Origin of the sequence: Nocardia sp. 348MFTsu5.1 (genome assembly GCF_000383535.1) — a bacterium.
GTDB lineage: Bacteria > Actinomycetota > Actinomycetes > Mycobacteriales > Mycobacteriaceae > Williamsia > Williamsia faeni.
The window spans coordinates 1-13,989 of record NZ_KB911510.1 but is presented as its reverse complement, the minus strand read 5'-3'; the positions used below and the strand labels follow the sequence as shown (position 1 = coordinate 13,989).

The following is a 13,989-nucleotide window of genomic DNA, read 5'->3' as shown; positions in this document are numbered from 1 at the left end:
ATGAGTCACCCGACGCAGTCACCCGTGATCTCCGGTGGCACACAGCTCCGGCGCGTGGCGACCCCACGCCGACAGGCCTCGTACGACGACGAGGTTCGCCGGCTGATCGTTGCCACGCAAACGGTCATGCTGCGCGAAGGGTGCACTGCACAGCCCAGACTCGCCGACATCGTCCGTGAGGCGGGAATGTCCAATCAGGCGTTCTACCGCCACTTTCGGACGCGCGATGACGTCATCGTCGCGACGTACGAACAAGGACTGTTGACGATCCACGGCTATTTGGAGCGGCAGGTGTTCAAACACGAACATCTGGAGGATCGACTGACCGCCTGGATCGACGGCGTGCTCGCGCAGATCGAGGATCCCACTCTGTCCGAGCTGAGCACCGTGATTCTCTGGAATCTCGGTCAGATCGCGCGAAATCAGAGCGAGATCAAACCGGTCGGTCGCTCCCGGATAGTCGACCTGTTGCGCACCATCCTCATCGACGGCAAGGTGCCCGACGCTGATCGCACCGCGCTGTTCGTGCACACACTTGTGATGGGGCTGACAACAACGTATTTGGAGTCGGGACAGGAACCGACACTGCAAGTGCGAGAACATCTGTCCCGCTTCTGTCTCGCGGGAATCACGCAGGGCAAACAACATGCACCGGTGTCGCCATCCGAGGCGACGCCCGAATCACCAAAGGAATCAAACAATGTGGGAATTCCAGACCGATCCTGAGTTCCAGGAAAAGCTCGACTGGGCGAACACCTTCATTCGCGAAGAGTGTGAACCCCTCGACGTGCTCTTTCCGCATCTCGGTCAGCCGTACAACACCGAGAACAAGGCAGCCCGGGCCATCCTCGAGCCGCTGCGCGAGAAGGTGAAGGCGCAAGGTCTCTGGGCTTGTCATCTCGGCCCCGAGCTCGGCGGTCAGGGCTACGGCCAGCTCAAGCTCGCCCTGCTCAACGAGGCACTGGGCCAATCGATGTGGGCACCCACCGTGTTCGGCACCGCCGCACCCGACACCGGCAACGCCGAAATCCTCGCGATGTTCGGTACCGAGGAACAAAAGGCCCGATACCTGCAGCCACTCCTCGACGGCAACATCGTCTCCTGCTTCTCGATGACAGAACCCCAGGCCGGTTCGGACCCCAAGGAGTTCATCTGCAGCGCACGCAAAGACGGTGACGAGTGGGTCATCAGCGGCGAGAAGTGGTTCTCCTCCAACGCCCGCTACGCCTCGTTCCTCATCGTCATGGCCGTCACCGATCCCGACGCCTCCCCGTACCGCCGGATGTCGATGTTCGTCGTACCCTCCGAAACAGCCGGCATCGAGATCATTCGCAACGTCTCGGTGATGGGTGACCGCGACGAGCTCGACGAAGGCACCCACGCCTACATCCGCTACAACGATGTCCGGGTTCCCGCGGACGCCATCCTCGGTGGTCCGGGACAGGGTTTCGAGGTGGCCCAGGCCCGCCTCGGAGGTGGCCGCGTCCACCACGCGATGCGCACTGTCGGCAAATGTCAGCGTGCCCTGGACATGATGGCCGAACGCGCACTCTCCCGCCACACCCAGGGCGAGGTCCTCGCCAAAAAGCAACTGGTACAGCAGTTCATCGCCGATTCGGCCATCGAACTCGAGCAGTACCGGCTGCTGGTCATCAAGACCGCCTGGATCATCGACAACCAGCCACACGGCGCCGCGCGCACCCACATCGCCATGTGCAAGGTCGCGATGGCCAAGATCTACCACGACATCATCCACCGAGCCATCCAGGTCCACGGCTCCCTGGGCGCCACCGTCGAAACATCTCTGCACATCTGGTGGGCCGGCGTGCTCTCGATGGGCCTGGCCGACGGACCCACCGAAGTTCACAAGGTCGCGGTCGCCCGCGGAGTCCTCAAGGACTACTCCCCTGCCGAAGGCCTGTTCCCCACCGACCACCTCCCCACCCGACTCGCGGCCGCCAAGATCAAGCACGCCGACGTTCTCCAGGAGTACGGAATCGCATGAGCACCACACCTTCTGTAACTGACAAATTCTCCCTCGACGGCAAAGTCGCCCTCGTCACCGGCGGCAGCCGTGGCCTCGGCCGCGAAATGGTCCTCGCCTTCGCCGCCGCCGGCGCCGACGTCATCATCACCAGCCGCAAAGCCGAAGCCTGCGCCGATGTGGCCCGCGAGGTCGAGGCGCTGGGCCGCAAGGCCCTTCCGGTGAGCTGCCACGTCGGCAAATGGCAGGAAGTCGACGCCTTGATCGACAAGGCGTACGAGGTGTTCGGCAAGGTCGACATCCTGGTCAACAACGCCGGAATGTCGCCCGTTGCACCATCATCGGCCGAGACCAGCGAAGAACTCTTCGACAAAGTCATCGGAGTCAACTTCAAGGGACCATTTCATCTGAGCTCCGTCATCGGCGAACGGATGGCAGCCGGCGACGGCGGCTCGATCATCAACATCTCGTCCTCCGGCGCACTGTTCCCCCAACCCCGCTTCGGCCCTTACGCCGGCGCGAAAGCCGCACTCAACGCCCTCACCGAGGTGTTCGCACGCGAATACGGCCCCAACGTCCGCGTCAACACGATCTCGGCAGGACCATTCCTGACCGACATCTCCAAGGCATGGGCACCGGAGAAACGTGAAACCGCCCGCAGCGCAATCGGACGGCCGGGCAACCCCGAGGAGATCATCACCGCCGCACTGTATTTGGCCAGTCCCGCCTCGAGCTACACGACCTCGTCGCTCATCCGCGTCGACGGCGGCCTCTACTGAAATTACGTAGATGAACGCGCCAGGCAACACCATCACGCGCCTGACGAATCTCCGGGACCTGGGTGGACTGCCGCTGATCGGCGGCGGTACCACCCACCCCGGAGTTCTCTACCGCGGCGACGCGCTTCATCCGGGCGACGTCGAACCCGACGACGTCCGGCCGTGGCCACCGGCGGTGGTCATCGATCTGCGCACGCCAGAAGAATCCAGGCGGGTCGGGTACGCATGGCCAACCGGTCCAATCGTCCACAATCACCCTCTGCATGACGCCGCGGCGCCGACCGAGGACATCCCGGACACACTTACCGGGGTCTATCAGAAGATCGTCAACACGACGCCGCATCGGATCGCGGCGACCGTGGCACTTACGGCTGCCGCAGAAGGTCCGGTTTTCGTCCATTGCACGATGGGCAAGGACCGGACCGGACTCGTGATCGCCGCTCTGTTGTTGAGCGTCGGCGTCGAACCCGAGGCCGTGGTCGCGGATTACCTTGCCACCGAACCGAATATGCCGACGTTGCGGGACAAGCTACGGTCAGCCGACGTCGCTCGCTCCACCCCGAGCGGCCGCCCGTTCAACAAGGCCTTCCTCGACGTGACAGAGGAGGGTATCCGGTTTGTCGTGAACATCCTGGAGACCTGGCCTGGTGGGCCGTCTGGGTGGATGCGCGACCACGGCGCCGATCAGTCCGACCTCGACCGGTTCCGGCTGCGGTTCACTGCGCCGGTCGTCCCGGATTCGACCTAGAAGTCAACACATTCGATCGAACACCGATCGGATTTCGCCCCACCAGAAAGGCATGAACATGCGGGCAGCACGGTGTGAGGTTCACGGAACTCCGGACAAGATCGTGATCCGCGATCTACCCGACCCGGTCGCGGGTCCTGGGGAGGTGGTTGTCGGAATCGAAGCGGCCTCAGTCAATTACCCGGATGTACTGATCGCTGCCGACCGCTATCAGGTGACCGTGCCGACCCCATTCACCACCGGAAGTGAGTTCGCCGGTCGCGTGCTCTCGGTCGGCCCCGATGTGGCACTCCTCGTTCCGGGCGACGCAGTCATGGGCACGGCATTCGGCGGCGCTTTCGCCGAGCAGATCGCGGTCCCGGAGAAGACACTGACCCGGATTCCCGCCGGATTGGACATGGTCAATGCCGCTGCCTTCAACGTCACATATCGAACTGCCTATCACTCCCTGACGACCTTCGGCGCAATGCAACCCGGCGACTGGGTGGTCGTCCTGGGTGCTGCGGGTGGCGTGGGCACGGCATGCATCGACGTCGCCACCCGCCTGGGAGGCAGGGTCATCGCCGCCGCGTCGACACGAGAGCGCGCCGACATGTGCCGGTCGCTGGGAGCCGTGGAGGCCATCGCCTACGACGAAGAAGATCTCAAGCTGCGAATCAAGGAGATCACCGGCAAAGGTGCGGACGTGGTCATCGACCCTGTCGGCGGAACCTATGCCGAACAAGCGATCCGGGCAATCACCTGGGGTGGGCGCTATGTATGCCTGGGCTTTGCCCAGGGCGATATCCCCCGCATCCCACTGAACCTCGTGCTCTTGAAGGGTGCGATCCTGCGCGGCTTCGAGATTCGTACGCTCGCCGACCACGACCGCGAGGCGGTGTCGCGCGGGGCCGCAGAAATCGAAGACCTCGTCTCACAAGGAATGAGACCGTTCATCTCAGAGACGTTTTCGCTCGAGGAGGTACCGCAGGCCTTGACCCGGGTTGCCGAACGGCGAGCCTCGGGAAAGATCGTCATCAAGATGTAGAGGCTTCCGCAAAACGAGCCACTTCTACAAGGACGAGCCACCTACACGTACAGGTGGCTCGTCTTCGTAAAAGTGGCTCGTTCCGGGTGATGCAATATAGATTTATATCTAACTTATTTCACATGGTATTAGTCTTGGCTCAGGCGTCTCGTGAAGTTTGACCGCAGACCGGGGCAGAAACACTGAACGGGAAGGCAGGTGAACGGTGGCGGAAGAAGCATCGGCATCGAAAACCGAGCTCGCCGACAAGCTCGGCCGACCGCTTCGCACACGGAAGACCGCCGAACTCGTCGCCCGTAAACTGCGACAGATGATCGTCGACGGCCAACTCGTCGACGGTGATCACCTCCCACACGAGGCGGAGCTCACCGCACACTTCTCTGTCAGCCGGCCGACACTTCGCGAAGCGGTGCGAGTTCTGGAAGCCGAACGGCTCGTCGAGGTCCGTCGAGGTTCCCGCACCGGCGCGCGAATCTGCGTGCCCGGACCGGAGATAGTGGCCCGCCCGGCGTCGCTGCTTCTCGAATTGTCAGGGACCACAGTCGAAGATGTGCTCATCGCGCGAGAGTCAATCGAACCCGCTGCGGCCGCGATTCTGGCCACCCAGGGCAAAGAAGAGGCATTCGACGAACTCGAGCGTTTCGTCGACGAGGACATTCCACGCGCGTTCGCCGAAGACAATTTCGGGGCTGCAGTGGCGCGCTTTCACCTCCGGATGGTCCAGTTGTCGGGCAATGCGACGCTGGCACTCATCGCCGGAATGCTTCATGAGATCTTCGAACAGCACACAATCGCGGCAACCCGCTCACGTAGCCTCACCGATACCGAGGCGTATGAGGCGAACTATCAGATCTTCGTCCGGTCCCAACGACGGCTGATCAAGCTTCTCCGCGCCCGCGACGCCGAAGGCGCGACCGCACACTGGCAAAAGCACATGGTGGTCGCCCGCACCCTTGTCGGAGGAAATCTGGACCGAAAGGTCAAGGACATCCTCGACTGAACCAACGACCGAGTCGGCCGGTCAACGGCCGGCCGACTCGAGCTCGATCAGCGATTCGAACGCCCCAGATCAACGGGAAGCTGGATACCGGTCACGTGCCGGGCCTCCCCTGATGCGATCCAGGCGATGGCGGCGGCAATGTCTTCAGGTTCGCTGTATTGGTCCGACATGGCGGGCATGAACATGGCCCCGAGTTTCGGTTTGTCCTCGAGAACTTCATGGAGCCCACCGGGCTTCAGGTCCGTGTTCACTCCGTACGGATGCACGGAGTTGACCCGAATACGATACTCCGCGAGTTCATTTGCCAACGCCTTCGACAATCCGGTGACGCCATGTTTTGCCGCGACGTAGTCAGCCATCAGGGGCAGGCCCACGATGCCGGCGGTGGAGCTGGTGAAGACGATCGCACCTCCGGTCCCTTGCTCCAACATGATGGGGATGGCCGCCTTCGCCGTGTAGAAGGCGCCGGTGAGGTTGATCCCGATCGTGGCATCCCAGTTCTCGAGTGACATGTCCCAGGCGAACGCCGTGGTGGTCATCCCCGCATTCGCCACCACGACGTCGAGTCGCCCGAGTTCACTCACGCCACGTTCGAGCTCCGACTTCACCCGGGCGAAGTCTCGCGTGTCTGTCTTGGTGGTGACGATGCGGCGATCCAGCGCTTCGACACGTCGAGCTGTCTCGGCCAGATCGGCTTCTGTGGCGCCGGCGTATTGCGTCGTCGGCAGGTCCTCACAGATGTCGAGGGCGATGATGTCGGCACCCTCGGCAGCCAGCCGGAGCGCAACTGCGCGTCCTTGCCCCCGCGCTGCGCCGGTGACGAAGGCGACCTTACCTTCGTAACGCCGACCGTTCGGAGCGTCGGGAAGCGGGCTTTCCGGTACTGCAGTTGTCATGATCATCCTCTACTTCGTTGTAAATTGAACACTTGAATATTGTTGTGCCACTTCAGTTTTATTGTGACGACCGATCAGTACCGATGCCGCTCCGTCGACGGAACCAGAGTCGGCTGACCATATCGGCCACGCAAGCGGGCTTGCTCGAACCCGCGATCTCAATTGTCGTTCGCGCGACGAGTTGCACGGAGCCGGCTTCGAGCTCCGTCACGGTGAGAAGCATTGTCCGGCCACGGATTCGGTCACCCACGCGGACCGGCGCCGGAAAGCGCGCGCGGTCGATTCCGTAATTGACACCCATTGCCAGATCTTCGACCCGGCGCAGGCGGGCAACAAAGTACGGAACCAGCGACAGCGTCAGAAACCCATCCGGGACAACGGTTCCGCCACCCTCGCCGGTGGCGCGGACAAAGGTGTCCACACGGTCCTGGTCGATCTGCAACCAGCCCGAAGGCCCGAGCGACCGTCCCGTCGCAGCCACGAGCGAAGGGATGTCGCGGAACGTCTCCACTGTTGCGACCACCTTCCTGAGCCGGCCAGAAACAAGTTAAAAGTAGTAATCTTCTTCTAGAGAAGTCAATGGCCAAGTTCCGCGGCCGTCCGCTAGCGCCTTAGTCTGACCACTGGCCTGCGGTGAAACGATGTCGCAGCATGACCGGTCACCGGGAGAACGACGATATTCTCTGCCGCTGCAAGGCAAACAAGTGACATAGGTCATGTCTGTATGCCATAGTTCACGTGTACTTGTTTAGCTATGTTGACCTCCGGGTCGGAGACCCCCGCGCGGACAGTGTCGATTCGAACGAGAAGGACATCAATGAAAAAGCTCAGAGGTCTGCGGGCCGCCCAAGTCATGGCAGCCTCCATCGCCGTCATCGCGTTGGCCTCCACCGCTGCATGTAGCAGCGACGACAGCAGTGATGACAGCTCCAATTCCTCCTCCGCTGTAGAAGCGCCCGAGGGTTCCTACCCGGGCGTTGCTGCCACGGGCGATCCAGTGAAGATCGGTCTGATCAACAACGAAGGTGGCCAGGCGATCTCGCAGCCGGCGAGCCGCGAGGCCGCTGAGGCTGTGGTGAAGTACGCCAACGAGAATCTCGGTGGTATCGGTGGTCGCCCGATCGAGTTGGTGATCTGCAAGGAAGCTGAGGAGCCCGCCTCTGCACGTGACTGTGCCAATCAGATGGTCGAGGCGAAGGTCTCTGCCGCGGTGATCACCAGCACCGGTCTGGGCGATGTGATGGTGCCGACCATCACCGGCGCCGGCATTCCATATATCACTGCGTCGGGGCAGTCGACTTCTGAGTTGACCAATCCGGGCTCGTTTTTGTGGACCGGCGGTTTCCCTGCCAGCCTCAATGCGATGGCCTCGTATGCCGGCGAGAAGGGCATGAAGAACGTCACCGCGTTCACCATCAACGTGCCGGCGGCGGTCAACGGTCTGGAGAAGCTGGGGATCCCGGCGTTCAAGGCCCAGGGTGTGGACCTCAAGGTGGTTCCCATCCCGTTGGGCACCCCTGATGCCACCCCGCAGGTCAGTGCCGGTTTGGCGAGCAACCCTGAGGGTGTGATCGTGGTCGGTGAAGAGACAGCGTGCACCTCGGTCTTCAAGGCACTGGGCACCCTCGGGTCGACCGCGGAGAAGTTCACCAACGCCTCCTGCACTGCCGATTCGGTGGTCCAAGCAGTCGGATCGTCCATCGAGGGCGCTCACGTCTTCGCTGCGTACGACGCCACAAGCGACACCCCGGAAGCGAATCTGTTCAAGAGCATCATGGAAAAGTACTCCCCGAGCACCGAGACCGGCGGCCAAACCCCCGTCGCGTACCAGGGGATGCTCGGTCTGATCCGGGCGACCGAGTCGGTGCAGGGCACTGATACCTCCGCGGCTGCGATCATCGCGGCCATCAAGGCGGCCAAAGACGTTCCCGTCCCGGCTGCCGAGGGCTTGACCTTCACCTGCAACGGGACCGCCCTGCCACCGCTGACATCCATCTGTGGCAAAGGCTCGATTGTCTTGACCATCAAGGACGGTCAGCCGACCGATCCGCAGACCGTCGGCAGCTGAACAGTCCCACCCAGTAGACCCTCGACGTACCGCTGAGCCCCTGCTCCCATCCGGGAGCGGGGGCTCAGTTGTCGGTATGACGTCCAACGAAAAACACCCGGTGCCACCGCATTTTGCGGTGACACCGGGGGTGTGGGATATCGAAGGCGGCCGCGTGGCCGCCGGCCATCACACGCTGATCAAGCGTTCTGTGACTGACGGTGGGCACCCTCGAGAACCCGACGACTTCCGGTGATGATGCGACGAGCTCGATCTTCGGGCGATACGCCCGCATCCTTGAGACTCTGCAAAGGAACTTCGGCACTGATCGTGATGTCATCCGGCAGCAGCGCCAGAATGCGCTCGAGCGGAAACTCACCGTCTCCCGGGATGGCCCGGTTGTAGATGGCTTCGGCCATATAGGCACCAAGGCTCATCGACCCGAGCGGTCCGTCACTCAGCTGGCAATAACCGAACAGGGCGGAGTCGATGTTCGCGATGTCATCAGGACCCTCACCAGCACGTGCCAGGTGGAGCGTGTCGACCATGATCTTGAGATTCGGCTGATTGATCTGCTCGACCAATTCCGCTGCAGCAGCCAGCGACGGCACATGGGACAGAGGCGTGAACTCGATCAGCACACCCACCCCGGCCGCCTGCGCAAGCCGCGTGAAGTCGCCGAGTTGTTCCTGGATGAGGCCCGGATTGCGGACCGCCGTCTCATCAGGCTCGAAGGCACACGCGTTCGCATACGGCGCACCGAATTGGATGAGCGTGTCCAGGTGCCGCTTGAGACCATCCAGGTTCTCGCCGGCATTGAGGAGAAAGCCGTCACCCATCGACACCCGAAGATTCGCATCGGCAATCCGGGAGAGACTGTCGCGCAATGATTTCGGGTCGAGCACGCCAGGGTGATTGACACTCAGGCAAATCGAATCCGCGCCGGCCCCGGCGGCTGCACCGATGAATACCGGTATCGGGTCCTCATACAGGCTCAGATGTTCCAGCCCGACCGGCCGAGGATTTGTACCGTTTGTAGTCATGACCCACTCATCTCGTTCCTGCCGGCGACCACACTCGAGTTCACCTCAGTGCCAATCGGTTACCACTGCAAGCGAAGCGAATTGATGCCGTACATGTTTCCGTGCTGCCAGAGTTCCTGTTCCGGTGCGATCGTGTAGTCGGGAATGCGCGCGTGCCACTCTTCGACGGCAACGTTCAGTTCCAGGCGGGCCAGGTGCGATCCGAGGCATCGATGCGGTCCGGAACCGAACGCGACGTGGTTGTTCGTGACGCGCTCCAGATCCACTTCGGTCGGGTTCTCGAAACGCTCGGCGTCACGGTTGATCACGGACAACGGGAGCATCACCATCTCCCCTTCCTTCACCGGGCATCCACCGATCTGCACGTCGGTGGTCGCCTTACGGGCAGGAACCACAAATGAGTACACGCGGAGGATTTCTTCCACGGCGACCGGGATCAACGACGGATCCGCCACGATCGCGGCACGGTCCTCGGGGTGGGTCGCGAAGTGGTAAAACGCCCAACCGATCGAGATCGGCACGGTGTCGAATCCGGCCTGGAACAACAAGATGCAAAAAGCATGCATGTCGGAATCGCTGATCTTCTCGCCGTCGATCTCCCACGTCATGGCCGTCGACAGCAGGTCGTCACGTGGCGCTTCGCGACGCAACGCGATCTGCTCATCAAAATAGGCAGACACCGCGTGCATGGCAGCGAGCTGCCGGAGGCCTTCGGGATCCTCGTCATAGGTCAGATGCAGCAGATCGTGTACCCAGTCGAGGAACTGGCCGAGATCCTCTTCGGGCAAACCCACCATCCGCATGAAGATCTTGGTCGGGAACTGACGGGCGAAGGCATCGAGGACCTCCGCGGCCCCGGCGCCCTTGAGTTCTTCGATCAGTTCGATCGCGACTTCGCGGACCTCGGCCTCCCGGGCCGCGATCGTCTTCGGGGAGAATGCATTGCCCAGCAAACGCCGCCACGTGGTGTGAACGGGCGGATCCAGCATCTCCGGGATCCACAGGAACTTGGGATTGGCTTCGAGGGCCGTCACCGACTTGTTGGAGAAGGTGCCCCAATCCTGCAAAGCCTCCTGCACCGCGTCACTCTCGGTGACAACCCAGTAGCCCTTGGAAATGGTGCTGCGGAAACCCGAATGCGCACCGGCCATCTCGTCCCAACGCTGCTGATGGCTCATCACCGGCCCTCCGACGCGATTGTCGAAGTGGTAGGCCGGGCAACCTTCGTATGTGCCCTCGGGTTCATATGTGGTGCTCATGGCGGATCCTCTCGGGTGTCGTCGCAGCTTCCGTCGTGCAACATGCGCTGCACGCGGGCGGCACGGAGTCGGGCGACCGCCAGTGGGATCGAGTCTTCTGACGCGATCCACACCGGCAAACCGTTAAGGTCCACTGTGTCTGCCACCCGCACTCGGCTCCACCGGCTGTACCGTTCACCGGGACGGATTCGGACAGGCCATGTTCCGCTCGGCGAGACTTGCCGGCAATGCGCTGCGCCGAGACCTCGCAAACCACACCAGTGCCTGGATGGCCCGAGAAGGAGATCCGTGTCGATCCGAAGTCTGAACCATGCCGTCTTGTTCGTCTCCGACGTCGAACGAAGCGTGGCGTTCTATTGCGACGTACTGGGATTCGAACGCCTGCCGGTGGATTTTCCCGGCGGTGCATTCCTTCGCGGCGCGGGCTCAGCCAATGACCACGATCTCGGGCTGTTCCAGGCCACCGGCCCCCGCGCCGCCGACGGATCAGTCGGCCTCTACCACCTCGCATGGGAGGTGTCGACACTGCACGAGTTCGCACAGACCCACGATCGACTGCACGGTGCGGGCGCCCTGAACGGATCCTCGAATCACGCCGGAACAAAGGCCCTCTATGGCCGCGATCCGGACGGCATCGAATTCGAGATCACCTGGTTGGTGCCGGACTCCCAACTCGAAAACGAGATCGTGCCCGGGGTGGCACCGACTCGGCCACTCGACATCGACGCCGAGATAGAGCGATACGGCGCCCACACACCCGGCGGTCCCCGCGCCGACAAAACACTCATGGACCGGGTCATGGCCCGGCTGACGGCTCAGTAGGATACGACAATGCCTGTGACGCAGCTAGATACCAGAAGTGCCTTGGTAGTGATCGACCTTCAGCAGGGTACCGCCGCCGGCGAGAAGGCACCCTATCCGATCAACGAGGTGATCAGTCGGACCGTCACCCTCGCCGACGCCTTCCGAAACCGTGGTCTTCCGGTTGTCCTCGTGCGCATGACCTCTGACGGATCGGATACACGCGGTCGCACCGACATGTCCGGGCGAGCACCACATGCGTGGCCAGACGGCTGGGATCAGCTCGTCGACGAATTGTCGGGGCACCCCGAGGACATCGTGGTGACCAAACGCAACTGGGGCGCCTTCTACGGCACCGATCTGGACCTGCACTTGCGGCGCCGCGACATCACCCAGATCGTCCTCACAGGTGTCGCCACCAGCCTGGGAGTCGAATCTTCCGCCCGCGCAGCACATGAACACGGCTACAGCGTCACCGTCGTGACCGACGCCGTGACCGACATCCGGCCCGAGACACACGCCAACAGCGTCGAACGCATCTTCCCGCTGCTCGCCGAGACCGGTACCACGGCGGATGTTCTCGAGCTGCTCACACAATGAGCGCCGACTCAGCGGCGTGAATCCTGTCGATCGAGCTCGCACTGAACTGCGACCTCGCTGACACCCCCACCACCAAATGTGTAGAAGCGCTCGCCCCTGACCGATCCGTTGACCCAGCCGCCGGCCGTCATCCAATCGATGGTCTCGCCGTCCGCGTCGAACGCGATGACGGAATAGTCGGGATGCTGCGCCACAAATTCTGCAATGCGCCGGGCGGCGAGGCTGATTTCAGACATATCCCAGGTGATACCACGGTGACGCGGACTCCACCAAGGGCGAAGCCGTCTGCCCGGCGGGAAATGAATCGGCCGTCAACGCGAATATCTCTCCCTGTCTCGCCGTCGACGCCAGGCGTGTTGTGGACACGGACGTTCCGCGCCAACACCCCTTTGAACAAGCCGCCAAATGCGACTGAATTGATGCCTCAATTCAGTCGCGTTGGTGGCCACTGGGATTGGTGTGGTCGCCACGAGCGGTCTCAACGTTTTCGTCGGCACGGTCCGTTGTGGTCTGGCTGGGACTGAGTTCGCGCGTACCGGTAGCAGCCGGCGGTTCGGCCCTTGTGTCGTTGTGCATTTCGTTGACTTCGCTTTTGAAGATTCGCATCGATCTGCCGAGTCCGCGGGCTGCATCAGGCAGCTTCTTGGATCCGAACAACACAAGAAAGACAGCAGCCACCAAAATGATGTGCCACGGCTGCAAAGCATTCATTTCTATCCCTTTCCTCGACCTGGCCCGCTCAGCAGATGCTGGTCGGTGGTGTTGGATTCTTGGCCCGGTGATTCCGGCGGGTATGCGTCGAGCATCATCGCGGCCACTGCGGTCAGTGCCTCGTTCCATTCTTTGGACATGACATCCGTCCACTGGGGACCGGCGATGTCAGCCATCGTGGCAACCAATGTTGTAGCCACCCAGCCGTACATCTTCGGCGTCACACCGAGCGAAGCGTGCACCCTGCCGAGCGAACTCAGCGATGTCTCCAGCCAGCCGGGGTCGTCGAGATGTTCCAGAACCGCAACGATCGCTTCCTGCAGCATCGTGGCCTGTGGTCGGATGTTCTTGCCGAAGAGCGCCTTCACCTCCGGATAGTCGGCAAACAGTCGCTCATAGAATCGAACGGTGAAGTCCGGATCGTCGGCAGCGACGAGCGCCAAACTTTGTTCGAGCAGAATTTTGTCCATAAAAATGTCCTCTTCTTCTGTGGTCAGGCGAGATCAGCGAGGCGCTTTTGCGCCCATTCCACGGCGGTCACATCCGAATCGACCTGAAATGCGGCGTAATTCGCGTGCGCACCTGACTGTAGGAACTGGTTGAAGATGTTGATCTCTTCGCGAACGCGGGCGTCGCTGACCTCTCGGGCGACGACTGCTGGTCCGTAGTAGCGTCGTACCCGACGAACTGCACGGCGTCTCCGGTCCCATCCCGGAGGTGACCGCGCCGCACAGTCCCGGCTGTGGTCAGCGACCGTAGTTCGGATTGTTGCCCACGGGGATATTGATGTTGATGGGCATACGGAGTTCAGACATGTAGAACAGCACAAATTGACGGAGAAACTCGTCGAACAGGAAGTACGCCTCTTTGGGTAGTCCGGCATCGAGAAGTCCTTCGCGGACCAGGACGTAAGGGCCCCAAGCGGTTTCGAGAAGCGGCGTCCAGACAGGTTCGGTGGGGATATGGAGCCAGTTGGCGACTTCATCGCCGAGCATGAAGCGGGTCAGGGCGCCGAGGATCGGTCTGGTGAGCAACGTCAGGTCCAGGTTCATCCCGAGATCGAGGAGGGTATCGGCGAGCTTGATGCCCTCGGG

16 protein-coding genes and 1 pseudogene are annotated in these 13,989 nt (G+C 62.0%); 9 read left to right on the top strand and 8 right to left on the bottom strand.

Annotated features, from left to right (window positions below):
- From H290_RS30070 to H290_RS0103285, 6 genes are all read left to right on the top strand, one after another.
- On the top strand, window positions 1–726 hold the full coding sequence (locus tag H290_RS30070; RefSeq protein ID WP_020105341.1) for a TetR/AcrR family transcriptional regulator: 726 nt from the start codon (window positions 1–3) through the stop codon (window positions 724–726).
- A complete protein-coding gene (locus tag H290_RS0103305; RefSeq protein WP_020105340.1) occupies window positions 701–2,005 on the top strand; it encodes an acyl-CoA dehydrogenase family protein in 1,305 nt (434 codons plus the stop codon). The genes H290_RS30070 and H290_RS0103305 overlap by 26 nt, the downstream gene beginning before the upstream one ends.
- Window positions 2,002–2,763 carry an SDR family NAD(P)-dependent oxidoreductase gene (locus H290_RS0103300; RefSeq protein WP_020105339.1) on the top strand — a complete coding sequence of 254 codons (762 nt, stop codon included), beginning with the start codon at window positions 2,002–2,004 and terminating at the stop codon, window positions 2,761–2,763. The genes H290_RS0103305 and H290_RS0103300 overlap by 4 nt, the downstream gene beginning before the upstream one ends.
- Window positions 2,764–2,773: 10 nt before the next feature.
- Window positions 2,774–3,511, top strand: coding sequence for a tyrosine-protein phosphatase (locus tag H290_RS0103295; protein WP_020105338.1), 738 nt, complete (start codon window positions 2,774–2,776; stop codon window positions 3,509–3,511).
- Between the two features lie 58 nt (window positions 3,512–3,569).
- On the top strand, window positions 3,570–4,538 hold the full coding sequence (locus H290_RS0103290; RefSeq protein WP_028462716.1) for an NADPH:quinone oxidoreductase family protein: 969 nt from the start codon (window positions 3,570–3,572) through the stop codon (window positions 4,536–4,538).
- Window positions 4,539–4,743: 205 nt separating this feature from the next.
- Complete coding sequence (locus tag H290_RS0103285; protein ID WP_020105336.1) at window positions 4,744–5,538, top strand: FadR/GntR family transcriptional regulator; 795 nt, start codon at window positions 4,744–4,746, stop codon at window positions 5,536–5,538.
- Window positions 5,539–5,585: 47 nt separating this feature from the next.
- Here H290_RS0103285 and H290_RS0103280 read toward each other — a convergent pair whose 3' ends face one another.
- Together H290_RS0103280 and H290_RS0103275 are read right to left on the bottom strand one after the other, a co-directional pair.
- Window positions 5,586–6,440: a mycofactocin-coupled SDR family oxidoreductase gene (locus H290_RS0103280; protein WP_020105335.1), complete on the bottom strand. Its 855-nt coding sequence runs from the start codon at window positions 6,438–6,440 to the stop codon at window positions 5,586–5,588.
- Window positions 6,441–6,492: 52 nt separating this feature from the next.
- Window positions 6,493–6,945, bottom strand: coding sequence for a MaoC family dehydratase (locus tag H290_RS0103275; RefSeq protein ID WP_020105334.1), 453 nt, complete (start codon window positions 6,943–6,945; stop codon window positions 6,493–6,495).
- Between the two features lie 306 nt (window positions 6,946–7,251).
- Between H290_RS0103275 and H290_RS0103270 the strand changes: the two genes are divergently transcribed.
- On the top strand, window positions 7,252–8,502 hold the full coding sequence (locus H290_RS0103270) for an ABC transporter substrate-binding protein (protein WP_020105333.1): 1,251 nt from the start codon (window positions 7,252–7,254) through the stop codon (window positions 8,500–8,502).
- A 179-nt stretch (window positions 8,503–8,681) separates the two neighbouring features.
- Here the strand turns inward: H290_RS0103270 and H290_RS0103265 are convergent, their stop codons facing one another.
- Entirely contained in the window at window positions 8,682–9,524 is an 843-nt protein-coding gene (locus H290_RS0103265; RefSeq protein ID WP_028462715.1) for a sugar phosphate isomerase/epimerase, read from the bottom strand.
- Between the two features lie 59 nt (window positions 9,525–9,583).
- Window positions 9,584–10,783 carry a cytochrome P450 gene (locus H290_RS0103260; RefSeq protein WP_020105331.1) on the bottom strand — a complete coding sequence of 400 codons (1,200 nt, stop codon included), beginning with the start codon at window positions 10,781–10,783 and terminating at the stop codon, window positions 9,584–9,586.
- A 288-nt stretch (window positions 10,784–11,071) separates the two neighbouring features.
- Here H290_RS0103260 and H290_RS0103250 point away from each other — a divergent pair, with 288 nt between their 5' ends.
- Together H290_RS0103250 and H290_RS0103245 are read left to right on the top strand one after the other, a co-directional pair.
- Window positions 11,072–11,605, top strand: coding sequence for a VOC family protein (locus tag H290_RS0103250; RefSeq protein WP_020105329.1), 534 nt, complete (start codon window positions 11,072–11,074; stop codon window positions 11,603–11,605).
- A 9-nt stretch (window positions 11,606–11,614) separates the two neighbouring features.
- Window positions 11,615–12,184 (top strand): isochorismatase family protein, encoded by a 570-nt coding sequence (locus H290_RS0103245; protein ID WP_028462714.1) that lies wholly within the window; start codon window positions 11,615–11,617, stop codon window positions 12,182–12,184.
- 8 nt (window positions 12,185–12,192) lie between these two features.
- On the opposite strand, the gene H290_RS0103240 is transcribed toward H290_RS0103245, so the two are convergent.
- The 4 genes and pseudogenes from H290_RS0103240 to H290_RS27670 all read right to left on the bottom strand — a co-directional run.
- A complete protein-coding gene (locus H290_RS0103240) occupies window positions 12,193–12,420 on the bottom strand; it encodes a hypothetical protein (protein WP_020105327.1) in 228 nt (75 codons plus the stop codon).
- Between the two features lie 193 nt (window positions 12,421–12,613).
- On the bottom strand, window positions 12,614–12,895 hold the full coding sequence (tatA, locus tag H290_RS30530; RefSeq protein ID WP_020105326.1) for a Sec-independent protein translocase subunit TatA: 282 nt from the start codon (window positions 12,893–12,895) through the stop codon (window positions 12,614–12,616).
- 2 nt (window positions 12,896–12,897) lie between these two features.
- The gene (locus tag H290_RS27675) at window positions 12,898–13,365 is read right to left on the bottom strand and encodes a globin domain-containing protein (RefSeq protein ID WP_020105325.1); all 468 of its coding nucleotides are present in this window, start codon (window positions 13,363–13,365) and stop codon (window positions 12,898–12,900) included.
- A 276-nt stretch (window positions 13,366–13,641) separates the two neighbouring features.
- Window positions 13,642–13,989 (bottom strand): annotated as a pseudogene (locus H290_RS27670) (DUF2236 domain-containing protein); the annotation flags it as partial.